The organism is Undibacterium sp. GrIS 1.2, from assembly GCF_040544435.1.
Lineage (GTDB): Bacteria > Pseudomonadota > Gammaproteobacteria > Burkholderiales > Burkholderiaceae_D > Undibacterium.
Genome location: NZ_JBEONP010000010.1, coordinates 21,582 through 46,630, shown reverse-complemented (window position 1 = coordinate 46,630; position 25,049 = coordinate 21,582). Strand labels below are relative to the sequence as shown.

Sequence of the window (25,049 nt, the reverse complement as noted above, 5' to 3'; positions counted from 1 at the left end):
CAAATTACCTTATCGCAACGAGTTAAAGGTGCGCTTGTATATTCGTTCAACTTGGGCTGATGTTGATGATTTTATAAACTCATATCAAAACTCCCTGACAATAAAATTGTCTTAATGGTATTAACTGTAAAAATTGATAGGAATAAATTGCGAGAGGTGAATATGACAGTTCGCATAGTTCTCCACTCCCGCTCTGTTAAAATAACGGACTTCGCAGAATCTGTTGCATATTTCTAGCCTGTTCGTCGTAGTTTTTCGCTCAGTATTTTCTGCTGGTTGTGTTCAAAGCATGACTCAACAAAGCATTACCTAAGTATTTAAAGCTATAAAGATTTTCCCAGACACTCTTAGCCCAATCTAATCGCCATGACCACATCTATACAGCCAGCTATGCTTACTAAAATGGCCAACGCCATCCGCGCTTTGTCTATGGACGCCGTACAAAAGGCCAATTCTGGCCATCCTGGTATGCCTATGGGGATGGCAGATATTGCCGTAGCACTGTGGAGTGGTCACTATCGCCATAATCCATCCAATCCTCAATGGATCAACCGTGATCGCTTTTTGCTGTCGAACGGCCATGGTTCTATGCTGCATTATTCTTTACTGCATTTGACTGGCTATGATCTCAGCATGGACGAGATCAAAAATTTTCGTCAATTGCATTCTAAAACTGCGGGGCATCCAGAAGTCCACATCACACCTGGTGTAGAGACAACCACCGGTCCGCTAGGGCAAGGGATTACCAATGGTGTCGGTATGGCCTTGGCTGAGAAATTGCTGGCGGCGGAATTTAATGAGCCTGGCTTAAATATCGTCGATCACCACACGTATGTATTCATGGGCGATGGCTGTTTGATGGAAGGTATTTCTCACGAGGCCTGTTCCTTAGCGGGCACCTTGCGTCTGAACAAACTGATTGCTTTTTGGGATGACAACGGTATTTCTATCGATGGTCATGTCGAGGGCTGGTTCACCGATGACACGCCTAAACGGTTTGAAGCGTATGGCTGGAATGTTGTAAGAGCAGTCGATGGTCACAATCCCGCTGCCGTGTCTGCCGCAATTGTTGCTGCCAAGGCCTCTGATAAACCAACACTGATTTGCTGCAAAACGGTGATCGGTAAGGGCTCTCCGAACATGGAAGGCACGCATAACGTCCACGGTGCTGCCTTGGGCGATAAAGAAATCGCTGCAGTTCGCGCCAATATCGATTGGCCATATCCACCATTTGAGGTACCTGCTGACATCTACGCAGCCTGGGACGCAAAAGCCAGTGGTAATAAAATGGAAGGCGAGTGGAATGCGCAATTTGCTGCGTACGCAGAGCAGTTTCCGCACAAAGCGGCTGAACTGACTCGTCGCATGAAGGGTGAATTGCCAGCCAATTTTGACGAAGTCGTCGCTAGTGCTATTAATTCTTGCGTAGAGAAAAAAGAAAACATCGCTACCCGTAAAGCCAGCCAAAATGCGATTCAGGCCTTTGCGCCTTCATTGCCAGAATTCCTTGGTGGTTCTGCTGATTTGACGGGTTCTAACCTGACAAACTGGAAAGAATGTGTTGCGGTACGCGGTAATCAAGCCGGTAATCACATTAATTACGGTGTGCGTGAATTTGGTATGAGCGCGATGATGAACGGTATCGCTTTGCATGGCGGTTACATTCCTTTTGGCGCTACCTTCCTGACTTTCTCTGATTACAGCCGTAATGCGATCCGCATGGCGGCGCTGATGAAAATCCGTACCTTATTTGTCTTTACACATGACTCTATCGGTTTGGGTGAAGATGGTCCTACGCATCAATCAGTTGAGCACATTTCTAGTATGCGTTTGATCCCTAATCTGGATAACTGGCGTCCATGCGACACAGTGGAATCTGCAGCGGCCTGGGCTTTTGCAGTGAAGCGCCACGATGGTCCATCGACGCTGATTTTCTCGCGCCAAAACTTACCTTACCAAGAACGTAGCGCACAGCAAATTGCCGATGTTTCTCGCGGTGGTTATGTATTGCAAGATGTTGCCGATGCTAAAGCCGTGCTGATCGCCACTGGTTCAGAAATTGAACTCGCGGTGAAATCAGCCGCCGAGCTGGCACAGCAAGGCGTACCTGTACGCGTCGTGTCTATGCCGTCAACCGATGTCTTTGATCGTCAGGACGCAGCGTATAAAGCCAGCGTTCTTGGCAACGGCTTGCCACGGATTGCAATCGAAGCTGGTGTAACTGACTTCTGGTACAAATATGTCGGCTTGGAAGGTGCTGTTGTTGGCATCGATATTTTTGGTGAATCAGCGCCTGCCAGCGTCTTGTTTAAATACTTCGGTTTTACAGTAGAAAACGTGATTGCTAAAGTGAAAGCGACTTTAGTGTGAGTAAGCAAAGTATGAGCGACGCCAATATCATTAAGGAAATCAGCTTGCGTCGTGCGACAGTCGCCGATGCGCAAGCGATTGCCGCTGTACGTATAGAGAGCTGGCGTGCTACTTATCGCGGCATCATGCCCGATGAGTATCTCGATGAAATGAAGCTTGATGACAGTACCGCAATCTGGACTCGTATTCTTAACACCTCCGCTGATGAGCTACGTTGCGTATTCGTTGCCATTGCGGATGACGAGATTATTGGGTTTGCCTCCGGGATTCTGTTGAAGGAAGAAAAACAGGGGATGAATGCAGAGTTAGCTGCGATTTATCTGCGCCCGGCTTATCAAGGTTTAGGTATCGGTCAACGGATGCTGCAAAAAGTCTCACGTACTTTGCAAGCCATGGGTGCAAAGAATATGTTGGTCTGGGTCTTGATTGGTAACAAGGCAGCACGCCAGTTCTATGAAACTTTTGGCGGTCAATTTTTGATCGAGCAAAACTTCATCTGGGATGAGCTGGAGCTGCAAGAGGTTGCCTATGGCTGGCCAGATTTGAACGAGTTAACTGAATTGCATTTGACCTCGGCAGAGGTTGCGCCGACTTTGCACTGATCGTCAATTGAAGGCCATAGAACCTTAAATTTAAGTAAAAAAGTGTTCTTGGTTTTTATGAAGGCTTCATACCAGTTTTGTAGTAAACCCCTGCAGTAAACCTTAAACTTATAAAAATTTACACAGATTTATAAAGATTTTTCACTGTTTTTATTGGAGATAAAACCATGACGATTCGCGTCGCAATCAACGGCTATGGCCGTATCGGTCGTAACATTCTGCGTGCCCACTACGAAGGTGGCAAATTCAAAAATGAGATTCAGATCGTAGCGATCAATGACCTCGGCAATGCAGAATCTAACGCTCACTTGACTCGTTACGACACTGCCCACGGCAAGTTCCCTGGCACAGTCACTGTCGAAGGCGACACCATGATCGTCAATGGCGACAAGATCAAGGTATTTGCTGAGCGTAATCCAGCGAATATCCCTTGGGGTGAGTTGAATGTCGATGTCGTGCTGGAATGCACAGGCTTCTTCACAACAAAAGAAAAAGCTTCTGCTCATTTGGCCGGCGGCGCGAAAAAAGTCATCATCTCTGCACCTGGCGGTAAAGACGTTGACGCAACGATTGTGTATGGCGTCAACCACGGTGTATTGAAGGCAACCGATACCGTTATTTCTAACGCCTCTTGCACCACAAATTGTCTGGCACCTTTGGCTAAGCCTTTGAACGATGTGATCGGTATCGTCAACGGTTTGATGACCACCATTCATGCTTACACCAATGACCAGGTGTTGACTGATGTCATGCATGAAGACCTGCGCCGCGCGCGCTCTGCCACGATGAGCATGATCCCGACTAAAACTGGCGCAGCAGCGGCAGTTGGACTGGTGTTGCCAGAGTTGAACGGCAAATTAGACGGCTACGCAATGCGCGTACCAACCATCAATGTATCTGTCGTCGATCTGACATTTATTGCTGCCCGTGATACATCAGTAGAAGAAATCAATTCTGTATTAAAAGCAGCCTCCCAAGGTGCCTTAAAAGGTATTTTGGATTACAACACAGCGCCATTGGTTTCAGTCGATTTCAACCACAATCCAGCATCGAGTACTTATGACGAAACATTGACTAAAGTATCTGGTCGTTTAGTCAAAGTATCTAGCTGGTATGACAACGAGTGGGGTTTCTCTAACCGCATGTTGGATACAACGGTTGCCTTGATGAACGCGAAATAATTTCAGTTTTGTGATAAGCACTAAAAAGCCCCGAACTTTCGGGGCTTTTTTTTGTCTATAGAGTTCAACTGTGTTCCGCTGTGTTTTGCTATATTTCGCTGCCTTGATTGATCTAACTGGAGATGTCCGACGATGTTTAATCCGAAAAAACTAATGGCTGACAATAAAGGCTTCATCCTGTTCATGCTCGGCATGGTGCTGGTGCGCAGTGCGATGGCAGATTTCTATCTGGTGCCTTCCAGTTCTATGTATCCAACGCTGGTAGAGGGTGACAGAGTAATTTGCAATCGTCTGGCCTACGACGTTAAGTTGCCGTTCACCGATGTCGTACTCAAGCAAGTCGCCGATCCGCAGCGCGGTGATATCGTTACTTTTATCTCACCGCAAGATGGTGTGAGATTAGTCAAGCGCCTGATCGCAGTGCCTGGCGATACAGTTGAAATGCATGATGAACAGTTAGTCATCAATGGGGTGCCAGCCAATTACAAAGAAGCATTCGATAGTGCTGAAAATCATCTGACACCAGCTCGTGAATATTCCGGTAAACAGCTGGTGTATCAGGAGACGGTAGGAGATAAACAGCACGGCATTATCATCATGCCAGAGCGCCAAGCCATGCGCTCGTTTGGACCGGTCAAAGTACCTGAGGGTCAATATCTGATGTTGGGCGACAATCGCGACAACAGCAAAGATTCGCGTTACATCGGTTTTGTGAAGCGGGAATTGATCACTGGACGTGTCAGTCGCTTATTGTTTTCACTCGACGGCGATAATTATTATTTGCCGAGATTAGAGCGGGTTGCTGCGAAGACTTAATTTTTGATATTTTTGATGTCTTGATATAGGCAACGTTTATTTTTTTATGAGATAGATTAATGAACAACAAATAACTCCTTTCATCTATACAGATGGAGTGAGTTTTTTTGTATAGTAGCTTGCTGACCTCCTGCCCAGACGGATTCTACAAAGGCTAACGTTGATCAATTTCAAGCCTTGACGCGCTGACCTAGTGTCGCCTCCAGCCCTGGTAAACTTAGTTTCTGAAAGTAATCATTCATTGTATCTGCCGTTATACTGCCGCCACTCTCTAGCCACCATATGCTGAGCGACCAGATTGCACCGACGATATGTTGAATTGCTATCTTAACTTCGATTGACTGTAGATTGCGTTGCTCAACTAATTGCTTTGAAGAGGCCAGATCTTGTCTGACTAACTCTGCCAGCATACGCAAAAAATAACGTTCTACTACAAAAAAATCTGCACGCGCAACGATCGAATCGTAGATCATTCTGTGGCTGATGATGTGTTCAAAAAAATGTAAAGAGAAGGCCAGCGTTGTTCCTGTGGCTTGTCTATGATGTTCACGCTTCACGGCAAGTAAGAGTGTGGACTTAAGTCTACCAATGCTTGCCTTTAATAAATCTTCCTTGCTACTAAAGTGCGCATAAAACGTAGTTCTTCCTATTTTTGCGCGCGTCAGCACGTCTTGGATAGTCATTTCCGCATATCCGATGTCCAGCATCACATGTGGGAAGGCATCGAGTAGTGCCTCTCTGCTGATAGAAGAAACCTCGTTTTCAGGGAGAATCGTCACGGTCAGCAGTTTCCAATTGGTGAGCGAACAAATGCCGTATTTTTGTTCTTCATGATTCCGTTCTGATACCTTATATTAAGTTTCGTAAGAATGCTTTATATCTGTGTAGCAGTCAACAGCCTCCAAGAAGGGTTCTATATGCAAGATTCAAAACAGCATCAATCGGAACAAATAGTTACCAGTTCAGATAAGCAACCCGCGATTGTCAGCTTGCGGGGAGTCAATAAATGTCACAAAAGGTCGGCCACCCAAGCGCAGGCATTAGTTGAAGTGAATTTAGACATCCAACGCGGAGAGTGCGTTGCTGTAGTCGGCAAATCCGGTAGCGGCAAGACGACCTTAATTAATTTGATTACGGGAATAGATAGTCCCACTTCAGGTGAAATATACGTTGATCAACAAGCGATTCAGAGGCTCGATCAGAACCAATTAGCGGTCTGGCGTGGTCGAAATGTTGGGGTCGTTTTCCAGTTTTTTCAGTTACTGCCTACTCTTAGTGTTCTGGAAAATGTGATGCTACCTATGGATTTTTGTAATCGCTATCCTCGCTCAGAAAGAGTTGGCATAGCTTTAGCCTTGCTAGATAAAGTCGGTATTGCGGGGCAAGCCAGCAAGTTACCCTTAGAACTATCGGGAGGACAGCAGCAGCGTGCTGCGATCGCTAGAGCGCTAGCGAATGATCCATCAATTTTAGTCGCCGACGAACCAACCGGTAACCTTGATTCGACTACCTCAGACAAAATTATGCAATTATTTAGCGATCTTGCGGCAGAAGGTAAGACCGTGATTGCCGTCACGCATGAGCGTGATGTGAGTCGATATTTTCGCCGTGTGATTAATTTGGTTGATGGTCGCATTAGCCATAATGTCGCAACGGAGCAGATATGAATACCCGCTGGCATAAACCATGGGGAGATCTGAAAGCTACGCCCGGACGGTTTGTAATGATGGTGCTGGCGATGGCGATAAGTGTGGCTGCATTGACTGCGATGTTATTTAGCTATGTCGTGCTGACCCGTGAGATGACTGAAAATTACGCAGCTGCGCATGCGGCATCTGCACAGATTGTCTTAGAAAATAATGATGCCGAGAGTCGAGCGGCAATAATACAAAGCGTAGTTCATAGCAATACTGAAATTGCGGACAGTGAGATTAGCGCAACACTTAATTTTCTCTTGCAGATTAATCCTGAGCAAGCAGTACCTGCTTTGCTATTTGTTGTGAATGATGTAGCAACAATGCGCCTAAACCGTGTTCGGTTAGACACAGGTCACTGGCCACAAACGGGTGAAATTGTTCTGGAACGAAAAGCCTTGGGCGTTGCCAAGACTGCGCTCGGACAAACTATCCACCTGGGTCGTAAAGAAGGGCCCTTGCATGCATTAAAAGTGAGCGGTCTAGTACACGACTCTGCTTTAGCACCTGCTACACAAGAAGGCGTGGTGTACGGCTACATTTCATTTCAGACTCTGCTGCTCATGCAGGAGCAGGTAAGTGGACACGTCATCAAGCTTGCGGTATCCGGTGACGCTATGAATGCCGTTCATATCGAGCAAGTCAGCGGCGAGCTTGTTCGGGGACTTGCCCGTGCCGGTATTGTGGCACATGAAATTCGTATTCCACCTCCCGGACAGCATCCCCATCAGCGACAAATGACGGGCGCTTTGCGTATGTTATTGATGTTTGGTATTTTGGCGTTAATTTTGGGTTCGGTTTTGGTCGCAACGATTATATGGGGTATGTTAGTACAACAGGTCCGGCAGATAGGCGTGATGAAGGCAATCGGTGCGACCTTTTGGCAGATATTAACTTTGTATGCTGGATTGATATTCGTGCTTGGTTTGTTGGCAGTCGTATTAGGTGTGCCTTTAGGTTACGGTGCTGGCTATTTTTTAATTAAGATGGCCGCGAATAATTTGAATCTGGAGATTACTCATTTTGGAATGCCTTGGTGGATAGTGCTTAGTGAGCTTTTATTCTGCCTGACTTTGCCGACACTGGCAGCGTTATTGCCTATCAAAATCGCGTTGAATAAAACAGTTCGCGATGCCATGGACGACAACGGCATATCATGCTCTGAGAGTAATATTAATTCTGACTTGCTACGGGTGTTGCAGAGACAATATTGGTTGCCGATGACTCTCAATTTAGCCATGCGTAATATGCTGAGAAAACGTACTCGTCTGGCGATGAGCGTGGTGTTGCTGATGATTGCGGGGGCGATGTTTATGGCAAGTCGCACTATGCTGACATCATGGGAAATGTTGGCTAAGCAAGCTGCACAAACACGTTTTTATGATTTGCAAGTGCGGGCAATATCTAGCGACGCTAAAGCAATCAGGATCGCGAGCGCTGTAAATGGGGTAAGTGTAGTAGAAACTTGGCCTTCTTTACCTGCGACGCGGGCGCGCCCTGATAGGATGAATATAGTACAAGCCTACCCTGACGGCGGGCATGGAGGGCTTCGTTTAAAAATGGTACCTGCGCAGACCAGATTACTACGTCCAAAATTAGCCGAGGGGGCTTGGCTGGCGCTGCCGGATACTGATGACGCTGTTCTTAATCAAGCCGCTTACCTTGCTTTTTTTGCAGACAAAAAAATAGGCGAACGCATTCTATTGCAGTTAGAAAATCGGACGCTTAACTTGCGACTGGTCGGGATTATGATAGAGCCAATGACGGCCGCTGCGGTGTACGTCAATCCGGTGATATTTGCGTCTGCAAGTGGTGACGTTGGTAAGCTGAATACTAGCAGCAATCTACGAATTGCTTTTAACGATCATCAACAACTCAAGATGAAAGCGGATCTGGTAGAGCGTGCTTTTGCGGCTGAGGACGTACGAGTAGAGTACATCGTTACTGAAGATCAGATGCGTCGGGCGACCGATGGACATTTGCAAATCATGGTCATGGTGCTATTAAGCATTGCAGTCGTGATGGCGGTAGTCGGCTTAGCTGGCTTGGCTACTACAATGAGTGCCAGCGTGGCTGAGCGCAGTAAAGAGTTCGCTGTACAACGCACCATCGGCGCTAGAGACCGTAGCATTATTGGTCTGGTGATGTCAGAGGCGGTATTGATCAGTCTGACCAGCTATATCTGTGCATTACCATTGGCCTTAGTATTTTCTGCTGCAATGGTGAAAGTAGTAGGTGATTTATCTGCCCAACCTTTGGAGGTCAGTTTCTCTGTTGCAGGTGCGCTCGAATGGTTATTAATACTTATTGTGGGCGCATTAGCTGCTAGCCTAATACCAGCGATTCATGCAGCGAGGCTGACGATAAGCGAGGTGCTGACCTATGGTTAACACTAGGGTTAAATTTCCGATTTAACATAGCCCAAGGTCTCGGAAATTTGCGCTGCTGTCGTAATCAAATCCTCCAGCCACTCTTCTTGCAAGCGGTCGGCTGGTGCGGAAATCGAGAGACCCGCAATCATCTTGCCGCTGTCATCGCGTATGCCTGCTGCCATGCAGCGTACGCCTAACTCTAGCTCTTCATTGTCGCGCGCATAACCATTGTCGCGTACGTCGCTAAGTTCTTTTTCTAGCTTGTGTAAATCAGTGATGGAGTTTTTGTTATGTCCTGCAAGGCCTGTGCGTGTCGCGTAAGCACGGATTGCTTTTGGCTCGTCCAGGGATAAAAATAATTTGCCAGTAGAGGTCAAATGCAGCGGTGCTCTGCCGCCGATTGCGCGTACCACCTGCATGCCGGAGCGCTCTGAAAAGGCGCGGTCGATATACACAATCTGATCGCCTTGGCGCACAGACAAGTTGACTGTCTGGTGCGTCTGGCGATGTAGTGTACGCATAAATTCCAGCGCTGCCTCACGCACGTTTAAACGACTTTTGACGATATTGCCAAGCTCTAAAAGTCGCATGCCCAGTCGATAAGAACCGGCTTCGGCTCGGTCTACAAAACGCGTTGTGACCAGATCATTCAAAATCCGGTGTGCGGTGGATGGGTGCAGACCAGTGACGATGGCAAGTTCTTTTAAGCTTACCGGGTCTTGATAGCGAGACAAGGCATCTAGTAGCGATACCAGACGTTCTATTACTTGAATGGCGGTTTTTTCTGAGCCGGGCGTATCGTTTTTCATATTATGGTTGGTGCATTGCAATAGCTCTTTATACCATAATGTGAAAAGCAAGTCAGCAAATTGGCAGTCTAAGTCGAGGTAAATTGACAACGATTTTTGATCCGCCTCGGTCTGATTACAGGCCAATAATTACCAATTACAGCCAACATCAGTAACAGTGCTCAACGCAATTGGAATCACCGCAAGCAGACCAGCTCCTGCAAAGGCATTACGACAATCTTTCCGCACCGCTTTTTTTACTTTTTCACCGAACTGTTTTTCTACGCTTTGATCACGCGCAAAACCTAGCTGCATTTTTTCGATTTCACTGCGCTTGCCACGGCGATAATCTTCTCTGGCAGTTTGTCTGATATTGTCTAAATCTAGATGTGTGTCATGCGTATCATTCGTTGACGTAGTTATTTTGTCCGCCGAAGTAAGCTCTGCTAGTGGTGTGATGGCTGCCGTAGTCTGTGGCTTGCGCATATCTTCTGTCGCCAGCTTTGGACGATTGCTGGTATCTGCCGGTTTAGTGTTAGTGACTTTGCTCGCTATGACTGGCGACGTTGTTTTAGCTGGTGTCTTAGGTTTTATCTGAACGAAATTCAGATCGATATAAGTGACTGCGGCTTGCTGTACATTTCTTTGCAACGGCGCTCGCACCAATTCAAATCGTATCAGCAGTATCAGGGCTGCATGCGCTGCCAGGATGAGGGCGATGGTGGTCAGGTGCTGAGGAATTTTATGTGCAATCGCCATGTTTTGGTTTTGGTATGGTGAAGAATGCTTAGAGCATATTTTGAGCTTTGCCGCTATTTGAGCATGTCCTCTTAGATTGGTTCTCACAAGACTAAAAGAATTTTCATTTTATCAAGTAATCACGTCAAACTTTTACACTAAGTACGAAATACATTGTCGCAATGTACTGTTAAAATCGGCGCGACTATTGTTTTCTGTTTGTAAGTCATTAGCTTTCATCCATTACTCCCCATTGCCATTTCAGGAATTATTCATGAGCGATCAAGAACAAGCCGTTAGCGAATTTAAAAGTAAGAGCGGTCTTAAACGTATTTTCTCCGCATTTTTTTATTCGATTGATGGATTTAAATCGGCCTGGAAAAATGAGCATGCATTCCGACAGGAACTGGTCTTGGTCGTCATTGGCATCGTCGTTGCGCTGGCGTTGCCGGTGTCGTCGTTTGAGAAGCTGATGATGATTGCCAGCTTGCTGTTGATCTTGGTGGTGGAGCTGATTAATTCAGCCATCGAGGCAGTGGTGGACAGGGTATCGCTAGAGCGTCATACCTTGTCTAAAAACGCGAAAGACTTTGGTAGCGCTGCTGTGCTACTGACTTTTTTAATCTCGGTGGGCACTTGGGGCGTAGTTTTATTTAACCGCTTTTACTACTGATTACTACTAGACCGGTACGCTGATATTTAGCAGATATTTAGACTCAATAATTGTGTGTGGTGGCACAAATATCATATACTCCCCTCAATTTTATTGAAATGGTTCCTATCGTCCAAATATTATATGGGAAATGAAAATATACTATATAGGAGTATATAGTATATTTATGAGGGAAATAAGTAGTCTTTTTCTATTTACTTATCTATTAACTCGCCAATTAGCCAAATTTTCAGAACCTGAGTTCAACACGCCGGGTTGCTTCAGGCAGATTCAGAATCACCTATCTTTAACCAGCTTGCCTACTTATCGCGACTGCCTACCATGACCCATATTCCTCACATAACTTCAACTCACGATCTTGCTTTATCTGACGCATTGACTGCTTGCATCAACAATAAAACCAAGCCTTTGGGCAGTCTTGGTATGTTGGAGCGGCTCGCCAGGCAAATCGGATTGATTCAGCAAACCACTCAACCTGTGCTGACTCAAGCGGCGATTATTGTATTTGCGGGTGATCATGGTGTGGTGGCGGAAGGTATCTCCGCGTTTCCGCAAGATGTCACCTGGCAGATGGTAGAAAACTTTTTGGCAGAGGGCGCTGCGATCAATGTGTTTGCCCGACAAAACGCGATTGCGCTGCATATTGTGGATGCCGGTGTCAAGCATGACTTCGGTGTGCGTACGGGTTTGCTGGATCATAAAATCGCTGGCAGCACGCGTAATTTTGCCAAAGAAGCCGCGATGTCGGCAGAACAGTGTTTGGCGGCGCTGAAGAACGGCCAAGAGATCGTCGCTGCTTTGCCTGGTAACGTGCTTGGTTTTGGCGAAATGGGTATAGGCAACACCACGTCCGCCGCTGCTTTAATGCATCAACTGACCGGCATCCCTGTTGCTGATTGTGTCGGTGCTGGTACTGGGTTGGATGCAGCAGGTATCCGCCGCAAGCAACAAGTGATTGAAGATGCGGTTAAATTGCACGGCAACCAGAGTGATCCTCTGGCAGTATTGGCCTGCTTTGGTGGATTCGAAATTGCAATGATGGTCGGTGCCATGCTGGCTGCGGCAGAGCGTCGCATGGTCTTACTGATTGATGGTTTTATTGTGACCAGCGCATTATTGGTCGCGGCCAGATTGCAGCCAGCTATTCTCGATTATTGCGTCTTCGCCCATTGCTCGGACGAGAGCGGACACGCCAAGATGCTGGCCGCATTAGAGGCGCGTCCTTTGCTACAATTGGATTTGCGTTTAGGTGAGGGTACGGGTGCCGCCTTGGTGTATCCGTTAGTGCAAGCGGCAGTCAATTTTATGAATCAGATGGCGACGTTTGAATCAGCCCAAGTCAGCGAAAAATCCTGATATTAGCCGCGCTACTGTAAAACAATGATGCATCAAATCCGCCTCTTTTTTATTGCCTTGCAATTTTTTACGCGTATCCCGATTCCGTCTTGGGTCGGGTTTGAGGCGGCGTGGTTGAATCAGGCATCGCGTTATTTTCCGGCTGTTGGGTGGGTGGTGGGCTTGGTCACTGCGACGGTGTTTGGTTTGGCATCCCTGGTATTGCCGCAGTTGGTGGCGGTTGTTTTGTCGACCGTGGCGGGCATTATGTTGACAGGTGCTTTTCACGAAGATGGCTTTGCCGATATTTGCGATGGTTTTGGCGGAGGCATGACGCCAGAACGCGTGTTAGAAATCATGAAGGATTCTCGGGTCGGCGCGTATGGCGCGATCGGTATTGGCATGATGCTGCTGACCAAAGTGAGCGTGCTTGCCAGCATGCCTGCGTCGTATGTGATCCCTGCATTATTAGTCGCCCATCCTCTATCACGGTTGGCATCTTGCAGTCTGATTTTTTTGATGGACTATGCGCGGTTGGAAGGGAAAGCAAAACCCTTAGCGCAGCATATGTCGGGGTTGGAATTAGTAGTCGCTTGCGCCACCGTTTTTTTACCGGCACTGGCTTTATTTTATGCGCAGTTGCTACCGTTAAAAAATCTTCTGCTAGGCGCCATTTTGTTATGTCTGGCAAGTTGGTGGCTGGCACGTCTGTTCAAGCGCAGGATTGCGGGTTACACCGGTGATTGTCTGGGCGCGGTGCAGCAATTGTCCGAAGTCGCGTTTTATCTCGGTCTATGCAGCTTTATCTAATCCGTCATCCCAAGCCTGAGATCGCATCCGGTATTTGTTACGGGTGTTCTGACATCCTTAGTTCAGAGGTTGAATGTCAATTGGTATTGCCTGCATTAAGAGCCGCATTACCTGCGGATATTCCAGTCTATTCCAGCCCTTTACAACGATGCGCGCTGCTGGCAAATCATATGCATCCTGCGCCTGTTTTCGACCCACGTTTGATGGAGATGGATTTTGGTGATTGGGAATTAAAGAGCTGGGATCAAATTCCGCGTGCAGAGATTGATGCCTGGGCTGCTGATGTCAGTAATTACCGACCCGGTGGTGCAGAGAACGTGATAGAGATGGCAACGCGCGTGATACATTTTCTGCAAGATGTAAAAAACATAATGATGAATGCAGGACAACAGCATCTTGCAGTAGTATGTCACGCAGGTACGATGCGTTTAATGTTGGCATATCAGCTTGCAATCGATCCTATTGCTTTAGCAAAACGGGTAGAGAGCTATCCACAAACGATAGGTTTTGGCGAATGCAAACAATTGCAACTAGGCGAATGTGAGGTTTAACTCCAATGTTAAAATTGATTAAATCATACTAATTGAATTGTTAATGCTGAAACATGCCGGCTCAGCAAGGAATGTATTAATGATAGAACTACGTAAAAGTCCCAGGGTGAATGTCACTTGGCGAGCGGTAATCAAGCTGGCGAGTGGGCAATTAATGCATGCAAAAATCGTGAATCTTTCAACGGGTGGCGTATTGCTACAATGCCCACAAAAATTGGAAGTCAATGCCGAATATCAAATCATGATGGAAGTACCGGGCATCGATGTAATCAAAAAAGAGCAATTCAAAGTTCCTTGCAAGGCGCTCATACAACACATTATTTTGACCGGTGATTTTTATCGCGTTGGAGTTAAATTTAATGAATTATCTGATCTTCACCAGCGATTGATTGATGCCTGGATATCTAAATCGACGGCAATTCACCACCCCGTCTAAATCGCAGAGTCTCAATCAATAAACGTAATTTCTTGTCCTAGTTAGGACAACTTACTTTATCAAACCCCGCCTTTAGCTTGCTGCAAAACCGCTATCGCCTTAGAATGGCGAAGTTTTGGTGCTCGCAGACATGTCCATGTCTGCGGTTAAACGGGAAACACAATGCAAAGTTTGATTTTTGCAAGCGTGTGCTGCCCCCGCAACGGTGAACAAGCGCTGTATCGAGATTGACTCAATCATGTCAATCATTAGATCGATGATCTGATCAATACAGCCAGCCTCTCGCAAATACCACTATGTCTTGTACAGATATGGGAAGGTCGAAAGGTGATGCTTGTCAGCCCGGATACCGGCCAGAATAAGTGAAGTGTCATCCGTAATTATGCTCATTGATGAGCGTTGGTGAATGCCGATGATGCTTTGTATTCATGCAGCCTGCGGGGACGTTGGCTGCTTGCCCCTTTTTCAATTGTGATCATGACCTCTGCATTCAAACCGCTCGCCATCAGCTTTGCTGTGGCCGCTGCTTTTTCCTCTTCTTCTGTTTTTGCTCAATCGGCTGTTCAGCCCAATGCGAGTCAACAGAATTCCGATAATGCTAACAACGCCGCGAATGTTGTTATCACTGCTGGCCGTCAGGCGCAGGCAGCTAAAGACGTATTGGCTGATAACGTAGTAATTACTGCTGCTGATATCGCCAAATCAGGCGCGGCCTCTGTCGCTGAATTACTGCAACAACAACGTGGTGTAGAAATCACGACAAACGGCGGTGCTGGTACTAATGCTTCTGTGTATATCCGTGGTGCAGGCAATGCTCAAAACGTCGTGTTAGTGGATGGCATACGAATCGGTTCTTCCACTACTGGCGGCGCTACCTGGGCGACAATTCCTTTGGCGCAAATTGAGCGTATCGAAATTGTCTACGGCCCTTTAAGCAGTCTGTACGGCGCTGATGCAATGGGTGGCGTAATACAGATTTTCACTAAAAAAGGTGGTTCTGTTATTACCCCGACAGTGTCAGCAGGATTGGGTAGCTACGGTTTGAAGAAATTGGCCGCCGGTGTTTCTGGTGCGACCGACAATCATTTCAGTTTTGCCCTGAACGCAGCTCATGATGAGGCTGATGGTTTCTCCGCAACCAAGCCAGGCGCAGGTCCGCACTCCTACAACGCAGACAAAGATGGCTACACCTTAGACAGCGTCAGTGGTCGTCTGGGCTATGAGCTTATGAAGGGACACGAGTTGGGTCTGACTTTCTTGCAAAGTCGTTTGAGTGCCCAGTTTGATGCAGGTCCTGGCTACGATGATCGCAGCATCCAAAAGTTGGAAACCTTAGCCGTGTTTAGCAAAAACCGCATCGCGCCTAACTGGCTCAGCACTGTGCAACTGGCACAGACAGCAGATAAAAGTTTTACAGATGCCTCCTATGGTCAAAGCCAGATTGACACGACCCAGACCAGCTTTAACTGGCAAAATGACATCATGCTTGGCAAGGATGTTTTGCAATTAGTTTATGAGCACCGCGAAGAGAAAGTGAACGGTACTACAGTAGAAGTCGAGGGCAAACGTACGACCAATTCGGTAGCTGGCTCTTATGTGTTTAAGCAAGATGCTCATCTGGCCAGCGCCAGCGTGCGTTACGATGACAGTTCACAGTACGGTTCTAAAGCGACTGGCAGTATTGCTTACGGCTATCGCTTAACCAATGCATTGCGTGTGAATGCAAGTTACGGCACTAGCTTCCGTGCACCGACGTTTAATGAACTGTATTACCCAAGTTATGGCATCGCAACTAACAAACCAGAACAGGCAAAAAATGCCGAGATCGGGATGTTCTACGAAGATGATATGACGCAGTTCAGCGCCGTGTATTACTCCAATAAAGTGACAGATTTACTGGTGTATGCCAATGTTTGTCCGGTCCAACAATCGACACATCAGTATGGTTGCGCCTATAACGTCAACAAGGCAACTTTGTCTGGTTTAACTCTAGGCGGCTCTACTCATCTGGGTGATCTGACATTGCGCGGATCATTGGATTTGCAAGATCCAAAAGATGACACAACTGGTTTGCGTCTGGCGCGTCGTGCTAAGCAACACGGTAGTCTGGCAGCTGAATACGCATTGGGTAAAACCAAATTGGGCGTAGAAACGCTATTCTCTGGCCAGCGTTTTGACGATGTAGCGAACAAAAAAGTGTTAGCCGGTTATAGCTTGCTAAACCTGTACGCCACTTATGACGTCGCTAACAACTGGTCTGTGATTGGCCGCTGGAACAACGCGCTGAACAAAGATTATGAACTCGCTAAAAATTATGCAACAGCTGGTTCTAATGTATTCGTTGGCGTGAATTACGGTTTTAAGTAAATCTACATTCAGCTTAAATTAAGTTAAATTTAAGCGTGGAATAAATTAATTTTCCCTTGCCCATTTTTTGCTAGCAGGAGATGGGCAAGGAGTTTAAATATGATGTGCAGCTTGATGTACAGCTCGATATGCAACTTATGCCAATACGGCAAATTGTGACAGATTTTTCCTGTCGATTTCTTCCATAAGGCGGACCGTGACTCTTGCTACTTCTTCCGGCTCCGGCATTGCTTCTTCAGCGATTACCAACAAACAACCTAATTCCTGGCGCGCCTCACGCATCATTGGTATTTTAATTTTTTTGTCGCTCACCAGCATCGCTATTGCTTGTGTGACTGGCTCAGTCTCACTGTCTTTTTCAGAATTATTCCATGGCTTGCTAGAACTATTGAACGGCAAGCCATCAACCCTTGCAGCGACTTTATTAGAGCTACGTTTAAGCCGTGCGATGCTCGGGTTTGTTACCGGCGCGACCTTAGCTTTGGCTGGTGTATTGATGCAAGCCTTGCTGCGCAACCCATTAGCCGATCCTTACGTACTGGGTATTTCTGGTGGCGCATCGGTTGGCGCACTGACCGTTATGTTGTTGATCGGTATGAGCTGGCTAGTCGATTTGGCCGCGTTTGGTGGTGCGATTGCTGTCGCGGCTTTGCTGTTTCTTTTAGCGTATCGCGATCTGCGCGGCAGTGGTAGTTCTGACGGTAGTGCGCCCTTATTATTGTTGACGGGGGTGATCGTTCAGGCTGGTTGTGGTGCCGTGATTACTTTGATGTTGTCCATCGCGCCAGATAGTCGTTTGCGCGGTATGGTGTTTTGGATGATCGGTGATTTATCCAATGCCGACGCACGGATCTTCCCTTGGGTGATCTGGATTGTCGTGTTGTTATTTGCCTTACGTATGGCACGGGCAATTAATGTCGCCGCCATGCATGCAGATAACGCCATGACCTTGGGCATCAATATAGGGAAATTACGTCAGGCCTTATTTTTCTGTGCGGCTTTGTTGACCGCCAGCGCAGTCAGCAGCGCCGGTAGTATTGGATTCGTCGGATTGATTATTCCGCATGCCTGCCGCTTTGCGTGGGGCGCAGATCATCGCTTATTGATTCCTGCTGCGAGTCTGGCGGGCGGTAGTTTTTTAGTCTTGGCTGATACCTTGGCACGTACAGTGGTCGCACCCCAGCAATTGCCAGTTGGCGTGATCACGGCCATTATTGGCGTGCCGCTATTTTTGCTGCAACTGCATCAGTTAAGAAAGCAGGTGCGCTGATGAATGCAGCTCTCCAAACAGTACAAACATTATTAAGTACAACCGGTTTGCATCTATCCGTCGGCAAGCGCGTGCTGGTGACGGAGTTGGAATGGCAAGTCAATACTGGTGAGTGCTGGTGCATCATCGGACGTAACGGCGCCGGCAAAAGTACCTTGCTGCGTACCTTAGCAGGCATGCGTGCCATCGAGCAGGGTAATGTCGCAATTAAAAATAAAAAAATCCAGCAATGGTCCCTCACAGACTTAGCAAAAGAACGTTCCTTTCTGCCACAGGGCAGGGTAGATGCCTTTGGTTATAGCGCTATCGAAACCGTATTGAGCGCCCGCCATCCTTATCATGACGCGCATTATTGGGAGTCAACTAGCGATTTGGAATTGGCGCATCAAGCCTTACAGGCACTCGATGTTGCCGACATGGCAGAGCGCGATGTACGCAGCTTGTCCGGTGGTGAGCGGCAACGCGTGGCGATCGCTGCTTTACTGGCGCAAGATGCCAATTTAATGTTGTTAGATGAACCCGCCAACGCGCTGGATTTGGCGCATCAGGTCAGCGTGATGCAATTGTTTTCCCGCTTATGTCATGAGCAAAATAAGGCGGTCGTGATGGTCAGCCATGATCTTAATCTGGCACATCGGGTCGCCACTCACGCCTTATTGTTGATGGGTGACGGACGCTGGCTGGCTGGTGCCGTCGATGATGTTATGACCGCCGACAAACTCAGTCTTTGTCTCGGTCATCCGCTGGAATTAGTACAGCATGGTGAGCAGACTATTTTTTTACCCGGACACTAAATCATGAATCAAGAAAATAACACGCCGGAAGACAATATCAACACCCGTCATCTGCGCCGCATGCAGCGTAAAAAAGAGTTGATGGATCAAAAGATCGACGCCGCACAGCGTAAGACTGGCGTTGTAGTGATTAATGCCGGGAATGGCAAGGGCAAAAGTTCTAGCGGTTTTGGCATGGTGATGCGGGCGATGGGGCATGGTATGCAAGTCGGCGTGGTGCAATTTATTAAAGGCGCGATGTCGACTGGCGAAGAGATTTTCTTACGCCGTTTTCCAGAGGAAGTCAGCTTCCATGCCATGGGCGAAGGTTATACCTGGGAGACCCAAAACCGCGAGCGTGATATTGAAAAAGCCCAGCTTGCCTGGAAAAAAGCCCAAGAGTTTTTGCGTGATCCCGCAATTGGTATGGTCTTGTTAGATGAGTTGAATATTGCGCTCAAATACCATTATCTCGACGTGCAACAAGTGATTGCCGACCTCGATGCTCGTCCAGAAATGCAGCACGTGATCATCACCGGGCGCGGTGCTTTGCCGGAACTGATTGAGGTAGCCGATACCGTAACCGAGATGCAAGTCGTCAAGCATGCATTTAAAGATGGTATCGTCGCGCAAGCCGGGATTGAGTGGTAAAAATCATATACTCCCCATCTATTTTTATATAAATGGACAGATGTCCAGTAATTACTTGGACAATAAAATATACTGGATATGAGTATATTTATCTACGTTAATTCTGATCTACATAAATTCCATGACTAAACACACCACTTCCGCTCGCGTTGTCCTCATCTCCGCTATCGCTTCTGGTCAAGGCAAAACCACGGTAACAGCGGCATTGGCACGTAAGTTGGTGAAACTGGGGCAGCGGGTGAGAGTGTTTAAAACCGGTCCAGATTTTATCGATCCCATGATGCTGCAACGTGCCAGCGGTGCGCCAGTGTTATCGCTGGATTTATGGATGGTCGGCTTGGATGCGTCGCAAGCCATGCTGGCACAAGCATCGGCTGAGGTAGATGTGATTTTGATTGAAGGCGTGATGGGTTTATATGATGGCAATCCCTCTTCAGCCGATTTGGCACGCGCATTTGGTGTGCCGGTACTGGCGGTGGTGGATGCTTCTGCGATGGCGCAAACCGTCGGTGCTGTGGTGATGGGGTTGCGTGATTTTGGTCCGGTACCGATGGCCGGCGTGATTGCTAATCGGGTAGCATCAGTAGGGCATGCCCGGATGGTGGCTGACGCGATGCAAAAAATTCCGGTACCTGCGATGTCGATGCTGGCGAGCTTGCCACGCCAAGAACAAGCTTTGCCCGAGCGTCATTTAGGGTTGCTCTTACCTGATGAAGTCGCACAAATCGAACAAATTTTAAATGCGCAAGCCGATCAGCTGGTATTGGATTTGGATGCATGGAATGCTTTGCCACTGACGCAATTTGAGCAAATAATCTCGCCTGAAAAAACACCGGCGCTTTTGCAAGGTAAGATCATTGCGATCGCCCGCGATGCTGCTTTTGCGTTTATCTATCCCGCCAATCTAGCATGTCTGCAAGCCCTGGGCGCACAGATAATATTCTTCTTACCGCTGGCAAATCAATCCGTGCCGCCAGATGTAGATGCGGTATATCTGCCCGGCGGCTATCCTGAACTGCATGCAGAAACCTTGAGTCAGGCTGAGCAATGGCAAACGTCGATACGCGCCGCGCATGCCCAAGGAATGCCAATTCTGGCGGAATGCGGTGGCATGATGGCATTGACCGATAAGCTTATTTATCAGGCGAGTGAAGTAATGAACGATCAGCCAAATAGTCCGCAAAATACCGCACAAAAAAACACTTGGAACATGGCAGGCATCATCCGCGGTCAGGTTGTTATGCAAAAACGCTTGGCGGCCTTGGGCGCGCAAGCATGGGTGAGTAAGTATGGTGAATTACGCGGGCATACTTTTCATTATTCGCGCTTTGAGACCAGTTTGGCGCCAGCACATCACACGATAAAGCATGCTAATCAAGAGGCAGGTGAGGCAATTTATCGTGACGGTAATTTGTATGCTTCTTATTTTCACGCTTACTTCCCATCAAATCCAGTCGCCATTGCCCATCTGTTTTTAGGAGAGCCGATATGACGCGCACTCTGGTTTTTGGCGGGGCCCGTTCGGGTAAAAGTGCTTATGCCGAACGCCTGGCAAGTGCTTCTGGCAAACCAGTAATTTACCTCGCCACTGCACAAGCGGGCGATGCCGAAATGCAGAGCAGGATTGCACACCATCAGGTACAGCGCCCGGCTGAATGGGTGACGGTGGAACAAGCTTTATTACTTGCAGATGCGATCACCCGGCACAGCACAGCAGACAATCTCATTCTGGTAGATTGCCTGACCCTGTGGTTATCGAATTTATTATTTGCCGAGCAGATCGACTATCCTGATGTCGGAAAAATTACGCCGCCGGATATTTTTACCGAGCAACGTAGCTTGTTTTTAAAAGCCTTGGAGACTTGCGCCGGAGATGTGATTATGGTCACTAACGAAGTCGGTATGGGCATCATTCCCCAAGGTGCAATTTCGCGCTGGTTTGTTGATGAGGCAGGGCGCTTGAATCAAGCCGTAGCCGCGCAGTGCGAACAAGTGACCTGGGTCGCCGCAGGTTTGCCGTTGCATTTAAAATCAAGAAATTAAACTCGGTTTCTTTAACTCCATATCACTAATGTTACCAATATCAATAACAACGCCAATAACGCCAATAACGCCAATAACGCCAATAACGCCAATAACGCCAATAACGCCAATAACGCCAATAACGCCAATATCATGTTAATGCTGACTTCCAGTCTGGTTTTACTTTGCGTTGCGCTAGGCCTGGCGTTGGACACCTGGTTGGGAGAGGCACGGCGCTGGCATCCGCTGGTAGGTTTTGGCAACCTGGCAAACCTATTTGAATCTTATTTGAATCGTCCCGAGGCCAATCGACTGGTCGGTGCTTTGGCTTGGTGCTTGGTGGTCTTGCCGATTGTTGGTCTGACACAGGCGCTGCTAATCTGGTGTACGCACTTCAACCTTTGGCTGGCTGTGGCAGCGCATGCCGTCTTGCTGTATTTATGCATAGGCTTACAAAGCTTGCGCGACCACGCTGAGCCGATTTTCCGTGCGCTGATCAAAGGTGATTTAGCCGAGGCCCGACTCCGCACGTCTTACATCGTCAGCCGCGATACAGCGCAGGCGACCGAGCAGGATTGTTCTAAAGCGGCGGTAGAGTCCGTATTAGAAAATGGTTGTGACGCCGTGTTCGGCACGTTGTTCTGGTTTGTACTTCTGGGTGGTGCTGGCGCAGTGTTGTATCGTCTGGCAAATACGCTGGATGCTATGTGGGGTTATCGCACGCCGCGCTTTTTACGCTTTGGCTGTGTCGCCGCTCGCATTGATGATGGTCTCAACTGGATACCTGCAAGACTCACTGCGATCTCTTACGCTGTTTTGGGCAATACGCAACTCGCATGGCAATGCTGGCAGAAACAGGCACCTCAATGGCCTAGCCCCAATGCAGGGCCAGTAATGGCAGCCGGAGCCGGTGCGCTGGAGGTCACGTTAGGTGGTCTGGCTAGTTACGACGGCGTGCCAGAACAACGACCAACTTTAGGTGCGGGTAAACCGCCGATGGCGCGGGATATTCCAAGAGCATGGCTGTTGGTGCGCAATGCCAGCTTATTATGGCTGGGTTGTTTGACCATCGCCGCGACTCTGCTGAATAGATAACAAGGCACATTTCGATATGCTAGAACATGGCGGCAATCTACGTGATGCGATTACTCATTTTGGTCGGCCGCTAGCGGAGTGGCTAGATTTATCGACTGGCCTGAATCCGCATTTTTATCCGGTATCGCGAACATTATTGACTGCGAATGCCTGGCACCGTTTACCTGAAAAATCTTTGGCATTAAGCCAGGCTGCCCAAGCATTTTATGGCGCGCCAGCGATGTTTGCCGTAGCGGGAACGCAAGCCGCAATTCAGGCTTTGCCCTATCTTCGGCCAGCATCCAAAGTCGTAATATCGGCCCCGTCGTATGCCGAGCATGCACATCAATGGCGGCAAGCGCATAGCCGGAACGGATATGACGAATATCTACGACATGAGGTTCGTGAGCTAGCTTACGACCAATTAGCAACAGCAATTGCCGATGCGGATGTAGTCGTAGTCTGCAATCCTAACAATCCGACTGGCGCAACTATTACGCCAGATATTCTGTTGGACTGGGCAGCACAACTGGCACGCCGGGGTGGTTGGCTAATCGTGGACGAAGCCTTTGCTGATACGACACCAGCCATCAGCGTTGCTGCCTTTACAGATCGTCCGGGTCTGATCGTACTGCGCTCCATTGGTAAATTTTTTGGTCTGGCAGGATTACGACTCGGCTTTGTCGCCGCACAAATAGATTTGCTCCAAGCTTTAGAAAATCATTTAGGTCCTTGGACCATTAGCGGTCCCGCACAAGCGATTGCCTGCGCCGCATTCAATGATCGCCACTGGCACAGCGCAACCCGTATCCTCTTAGCAGAGCAGGGTGAACGTTTGCGACAACTGCTGCAGTCACATCACATCAATAGTAGCGGCACGGATCTGTTTCAATGGTGTAGTGAGAAAAGTTTAGCCTGTGATGCTGAATTATTTTGGCAGCGCATGGCAGAGCAAGGTGTCTGGCTTAGACTATTCCGCACAGCTGCGCGCGGTGTACGTTTTGGATTGCCACCTGATGAGGCCGGCTGGCAGAGGTTAGAGCAGGCATTGAAAAAGACATTGGCACAGACGGGGGCTCGTCAGACATAAAGTAGTTATCAATACACGAAAAAAAACCTCGCAAAATATTGCGAGGTTTTCGAATTTTGTTCTAAGCACCTGGCGTACCGAGTCGAGACAATTATTTGCCAGTGTCTTTCATGTTCGCAAATTGATCAAACTCGACATTGAATAATTCGCCACCAACTTTTTCAACTTTGCGCACATAGACGGTTTGTATGATATCGCGCGTTGCCGGGTCAATCATGATGGGGCCACGTGGGCTATTGATTTTCATTCCCTTTAGGATTGCCATCGCTTTATCGCCATCGATCTTGCCATTTAATTTCTTTGCTACTTCATAAATGGCGGCCATACCGTCATACGCTGCAACTGCCATAAAGTTGGCGCGACCCGCACCCGGATTGGCTTCAGCAAAATGTTTTAAAAACGCTTTATTCTCAGGCGAATTGTGCGCAGCAGAATAATGGAAAGTTGTAATTACACCTAAGGTTGCATCGCCCATCGCAGGCAGTACATGGTCATCTGTTAAATCGCCAGTGGCGATAACTTTGATCCCAGCCTCTGCCAGACCACGTTCACGATAGCCTTTCATAAATGCCACACCTTGCTCACCAGCCGGGACAAAAATAAATACCGCTTCTGGCTTTGCGTCTTTAATTCTTTGGATATAGGGTGCAAATTCTGGATTGCGCAATGGCACCCGGATTGACTCTACGATAGTGCCGCCACCGCCGATAAAATTAGTTTTAAATGCAGTTTCTGCATCAATGCCGGGACCATAATCTGCCACCAGAGTCACGACTTTTTTAATATTATTTTTTACTGCCCAAGTTGCCATCGGCCCAGATACTTGCGGCAAAGTCATAGAAAAGCGCGCAATATAGTTTGACTTGGTAGTGATGATTGATGTTGCTGCATTCATAATAATCATCGGCTTTTTAGCTTGTTCTGCAATCGGTGCAACAGCCAATGCTTCGGGTGTTAAACCAAAGCCAGCTAAAAAATCTACCTTATCTCTGACAACCAATTCCTGCGCCAAACGTTTAGCTATATCAGGGGCAGGGCCAGTTGTATCTTTGATGATGATTTCAATTTTTTTGCCGGCAACTTTGTCGCCGTATTGATGCATATAGGCTTTGATGCCACCTTCGATCTGTTTGCCGTAATCAGCAAAAGGACCAGAAAATGCTGCGACTACACCGACTTTGATCGTTTCTTGCGCCTGAGCAGACAGACTGCTGGCTGCCAGACACAGCGTACCGAGTAGAGGGATAAGATATTTTTTGAATTGCATGAAGGTCTCCTATGTTGTTGATGCTTTTGCATCCTGATTTTTATGAATTGATATGGTACTGCGATTAGTCATTTAGTGTGTGAAGTGTACGATAGCGTACTGACCCAATTTGGCATGCGATGGCAAGCTAACTCTACAATATAAATAATTCGTTTTAAAAGGATAAAAA

At 47.7% G+C, this 25,049-nt stretch carries 23 protein-coding genes and 1 riboswitch; of the genes, 19 read left to right on the top strand and 4 right to left on the bottom strand.

The genetic code is table 11. The features are described 5' to 3' along the window. The first annotated feature begins 366 nt into the window (after positions 1–366). The 4 genes from tkt to lepB all read left to right on the top strand — a co-directional run bounded on the left by tkt (position 367) and on the right by lepB (position 4,969). Positions 367–2,370 carry a transketolase gene (gene tkt, locus AAKU61_RS06085; protein ID WP_354330518.1) on the top strand — a complete coding sequence of 668 codons (2,004 nt, stop codon included), beginning with the start codon at positions 367–369 and terminating at the stop codon, positions 2,368–2,370. Positions 2,371–2,381: 11 nt separating this feature from the next. After that, positions 2,382–2,972: a GNAT family N-acetyltransferase gene (locus AAKU61_RS06080; RefSeq protein WP_354330516.1), complete on the top strand. Its 591-nt coding sequence runs from the start codon at positions 2,382–2,384 to the stop codon at positions 2,970–2,972. Positions 2,973–3,139: 167 nt separating this feature from the next. Continuing rightward, complete coding sequence (gene gap, locus AAKU61_RS06075; protein WP_354330514.1) at positions 3,140–4,153, top strand: type I glyceraldehyde-3-phosphate dehydrogenase; 1,014 nt, start codon at positions 3,140–3,142, stop codon at positions 4,151–4,153. A 132-nt stretch (positions 4,154–4,285) separates the two neighbouring features. Further along, complete coding sequence (lepB, locus tag AAKU61_RS06070; RefSeq protein ID WP_354330513.1) at positions 4,286–4,969, top strand: signal peptidase I; 684 nt, start codon at positions 4,286–4,288, stop codon at positions 4,967–4,969. 170 nt (positions 4,970–5,139) lie between these two features. Here the strand turns inward: lepB and AAKU61_RS06065 are convergent, their stop codons facing one another. After that, positions 5,140–5,748 (bottom strand): TetR/AcrR family transcriptional regulator, encoded by a 609-nt coding sequence (locus AAKU61_RS06065; protein WP_354330511.1) that lies wholly within the window; start codon positions 5,746–5,748, stop codon positions 5,140–5,142. A 138-nt stretch (positions 5,749–5,886) separates the two neighbouring features. On the opposite strand from AAKU61_RS06065, the gene AAKU61_RS06060 reads away from it, so the two are divergent. Together AAKU61_RS06060 and AAKU61_RS06055 are read left to right on the top strand one after the other, a co-directional pair. Then, positions 5,887–6,636: an ABC transporter ATP-binding protein gene (locus AAKU61_RS06060; RefSeq protein WP_354330509.1), complete on the top strand. Its 750-nt coding sequence runs from the start codon at positions 5,887–5,889 to the stop codon at positions 6,634–6,636. Then, positions 6,633–9,053, top strand: coding sequence for an ABC transporter permease (locus AAKU61_RS06055; protein ID WP_354330507.1), 2,421 nt, complete (start codon positions 6,633–6,635; stop codon positions 9,051–9,053). The genes AAKU61_RS06060 and AAKU61_RS06055 overlap by 4 nt, the downstream gene beginning before the upstream one ends. An 8-nt stretch (positions 9,054–9,061) precedes the next feature. On the opposite strand, the gene AAKU61_RS06050 is transcribed toward AAKU61_RS06055, so the two are convergent. Together AAKU61_RS06050 and AAKU61_RS06045 are read right to left on the bottom strand one after the other, a co-directional pair. Continuing rightward, complete coding sequence (locus AAKU61_RS06050) at positions 9,062–9,844, bottom strand: IclR family transcriptional regulator (RefSeq protein ID WP_354330505.1); 783 nt, start codon at positions 9,842–9,844, stop codon at positions 9,062–9,064. Positions 9,845–9,973: 129 nt separating this feature from the next. Continuing rightward, a complete protein-coding gene (locus tag AAKU61_RS06045; RefSeq protein WP_354330503.1) occupies positions 9,974–10,582 on the bottom strand; it encodes a hypothetical protein in 609 nt (202 codons plus the stop codon). A gap of 253 nt (positions 10,583–10,835) precedes the next feature. Between AAKU61_RS06045 and AAKU61_RS06040 the strand changes: the two genes are divergently transcribed. The 13 genes from AAKU61_RS06040 (at position 10,836) to cobD (ending at position 23,613) form a co-directional block, all read left to right on the top strand. Next, entirely contained in the window at positions 10,836–11,234 is a 399-nt protein-coding gene (locus tag AAKU61_RS06040) for a diacylglycerol kinase (RefSeq protein WP_322118842.1), read from the top strand. A gap of 321 nt (positions 11,235–11,555) precedes the next feature. Further along, positions 11,556–12,590, top strand: a complete 1,035-nt coding sequence (cobT, locus tag AAKU61_RS06035) for a nicotinate-nucleotide--dimethylbenzimidazole phosphoribosyltransferase (protein WP_354330501.1) — start codon at positions 11,556–11,558, stop codon at positions 12,588–12,590. Between the two features lie 27 nt (positions 12,591–12,617). Next, complete coding sequence (locus AAKU61_RS06030; RefSeq protein WP_354330623.1) at positions 12,618–13,379, top strand: adenosylcobinamide-GDP ribazoletransferase; 762 nt, start codon at positions 12,618–12,620, stop codon at positions 13,377–13,379. After that, positions 13,364–13,930: a histidine phosphatase family protein gene (locus tag AAKU61_RS06025; protein ID WP_354330500.1), complete on the top strand. Its 567-nt coding sequence runs from the start codon at positions 13,364–13,366 to the stop codon at positions 13,928–13,930. The genes AAKU61_RS06030 and AAKU61_RS06025 overlap by 16 nt, the downstream gene beginning before the upstream one ends. A gap of 79 nt (positions 13,931–14,009) precedes the next feature. Next, positions 14,010–14,366: a PilZ domain-containing protein gene (locus tag AAKU61_RS06020; RefSeq protein ID WP_354330498.1), complete on the top strand. Its 357-nt coding sequence runs from the start codon at positions 14,010–14,012 to the stop codon at positions 14,364–14,366. Between the two features lie 99 nt (positions 14,367–14,465). After that, a riboswitch (cobalamin riboswitch) is annotated at positions 14,466–14,738 on the top strand. 105 nt (positions 14,739–14,843) lie between these two features. Next, positions 14,844–16,733, top strand: a complete 1,890-nt coding sequence (locus AAKU61_RS06015) for a TonB-dependent receptor domain-containing protein (protein ID WP_354330496.1) — start codon at positions 14,844–14,846, stop codon at positions 16,731–16,733. 241 nt (positions 16,734–16,974) lie between these two features. Next, entirely contained in the window at positions 16,975–18,003 is a 1,029-nt protein-coding gene (locus tag AAKU61_RS06010; protein ID WP_354330622.1) for a FecCD family ABC transporter permease, read from the top strand. Beyond that, complete coding sequence (locus AAKU61_RS06005) at positions 18,003–18,797, top strand: ABC transporter ATP-binding protein (RefSeq protein ID WP_354330494.1); 795 nt, start codon at positions 18,003–18,005, stop codon at positions 18,795–18,797. Before AAKU61_RS06010 ends, AAKU61_RS06005 begins: the two co-directional genes overlap by 1 nt. Before the next feature lie 3 nt (positions 18,798–18,800). Then, positions 18,801–19,427, top strand: coding sequence for a cob(I)yrinic acid a,c-diamide adenosyltransferase (gene cobO / locus AAKU61_RS06000; protein WP_354330492.1), 627 nt, complete (start codon positions 18,801–18,803; stop codon positions 19,425–19,427). 121 nt (positions 19,428–19,548) lie between these two features. After that, entirely contained in the window at positions 19,549–20,919 is a 1,371-nt protein-coding gene (locus tag AAKU61_RS05995) for a cobyrinic acid a,c-diamide synthase CobB (protein ID WP_354330490.1), read from the top strand. Next, entirely contained in the window at positions 20,916–21,470 is a 555-nt protein-coding gene (cobU, locus tag AAKU61_RS05990) for a bifunctional adenosylcobinamide kinase/adenosylcobinamide-phosphate guanylyltransferase (RefSeq protein ID WP_354330488.1), read from the top strand. The genes AAKU61_RS05995 and cobU overlap by 4 nt, the downstream gene beginning before the upstream one ends. 129 nt (positions 21,471–21,599) lie before the next feature. After that, complete coding sequence (cbiB, locus tag AAKU61_RS05985; protein WP_503012586.1) at positions 21,600–22,544, top strand: adenosylcobinamide-phosphate synthase CbiB; 945 nt, start codon at positions 21,600–21,602, stop codon at positions 22,542–22,544. 16 nt (positions 22,545–22,560) lie between these two features. Then, entirely contained in the window at positions 22,561–23,613 is a 1,053-nt protein-coding gene (gene cobD, locus AAKU61_RS05980; RefSeq protein ID WP_354330486.1) for a threonine-phosphate decarboxylase CobD, read from the top strand. A 91-nt stretch (positions 23,614–23,704) separates the two neighbouring features. Here the strand turns inward: cobD and AAKU61_RS05975 are convergent, their stop codons facing one another. After that, entirely contained in the window at positions 23,705–24,880 is a 1,176-nt protein-coding gene (locus tag AAKU61_RS05975) for an ABC transporter substrate-binding protein (RefSeq protein ID WP_354330485.1), read from the bottom strand. Positions 24,881–25,049: the final 169 nt, after the last annotated feature.

What these genes read in the sequence shown, in the direction of transcription:
- AAKU61_RS06025 (WP_354330500.1), top strand. Translation starts at nt 13,364, where the DNA reads ATGCAGCTTTATCTAATCCGTCATCCCAAGCCTGAGATCGCATCCGGT.
- cobT (WP_354330501.1), top strand. Translation starts at nt 11,556, where the DNA reads ATGACCCATATTCCTCACATAACTTCAACTCACGATCTTGCTTTATCT.
- cobD (WP_354330486.1), top strand. Translation starts at nt 22,561, where the DNA reads ATGCTAGAACATGGCGGCAATCTACGTGATGCGATTACTCATTTTGGT.
- AAKU61_RS06005 (WP_354330494.1), top strand. Translation starts at nt 18,003, where the DNA reads ATGAATGCAGCTCTCCAAACAGTACAAACATTATTAAGTACAACCGGT.
- gap (WP_354330514.1), top strand. Translation starts at nt 3,140, where the DNA reads ATGACGATTCGCGTCGCAATCAACGGCTATGGCCGTATCGGTCGTAAC.
- AAKU61_RS06050 (WP_354330505.1), bottom strand. Translation starts at nt 9,844, where the DNA reads ATGAAAAACGATACGCCCGGCTCAGAAAAAACCGCCATTCAAGTAATA.
- AAKU61_RS06040 (WP_322118842.1), top strand. Translation starts at nt 10,836, where the DNA reads ATGAGCGATCAAGAACAAGCCGTTAGCGAATTTAAAAGTAAGAGCGGT.
- AAKU61_RS06020 (WP_354330498.1), top strand. Translation starts at nt 14,010, where the DNA reads ATGATAGAACTACGTAAAAGTCCCAGGGTGAATGTCACTTGGCGAGCG.
- AAKU61_RS06060 (WP_354330509.1), top strand. Translation starts at nt 5,887, where the DNA reads ATGCAAGATTCAAAACAGCATCAATCGGAACAAATAGTTACCAGTTCA.
- AAKU61_RS06015 (WP_354330496.1), top strand. Translation starts at nt 14,844, where the DNA reads ATGACCTCTGCATTCAAACCGCTCGCCATCAGCTTTGCTGTGGCCGCT.
- AAKU61_RS05975 (WP_354330485.1), bottom strand. Translation starts at nt 24,880, where the DNA reads ATGCAATTCAAAAAATATCTTATCCCTCTACTCGGTACGCTGTGTCTG.
- AAKU61_RS06055 (WP_354330507.1), top strand. Translation starts at nt 6,633, where the DNA reads ATGAATACCCGCTGGCATAAACCATGGGGAGATCTGAAAGCTACGCCC.
- cobU (WP_354330488.1), top strand. Translation starts at nt 20,916, where the DNA reads ATGACGCGCACTCTGGTTTTTGGCGGGGCCCGTTCGGGTAAAAGTGCT.
- AAKU61_RS05995 (WP_354330490.1), top strand. Translation starts at nt 19,549, where the DNA reads ATGACTAAACACACCACTTCCGCTCGCGTTGTCCTCATCTCCGCTATC.
- AAKU61_RS06045 (WP_354330503.1), bottom strand. Translation starts at nt 10,582, where the DNA reads ATGGCGATTGCACATAAAATTCCTCAGCACCTGACCACCATCGCCCTC.
- AAKU61_RS06080 (WP_354330516.1), top strand. Translation starts at nt 2,382, where the DNA reads ATGAGCGACGCCAATATCATTAAGGAAATCAGCTTGCGTCGTGCGACA.
- AAKU61_RS06030 (WP_354330623.1), top strand. Translation starts at nt 12,618, where the DNA reads ATGCATCAAATCCGCCTCTTTTTTATTGCCTTGCAATTTTTTACGCGT.
- cobO (WP_354330492.1), top strand. Translation starts at nt 18,801, where the DNA reads ATGAATCAAGAAAATAACACGCCGGAAGACAATATCAACACCCGTCAT.
- lepB (WP_354330513.1), top strand. Translation starts at nt 4,286, where the DNA reads ATGTTTAATCCGAAAAAACTAATGGCTGACAATAAAGGCTTCATCCTG.
- tkt (WP_354330518.1), top strand. Translation starts at nt 367, where the DNA reads ATGACCACATCTATACAGCCAGCTATGCTTACTAAAATGGCCAACGCC.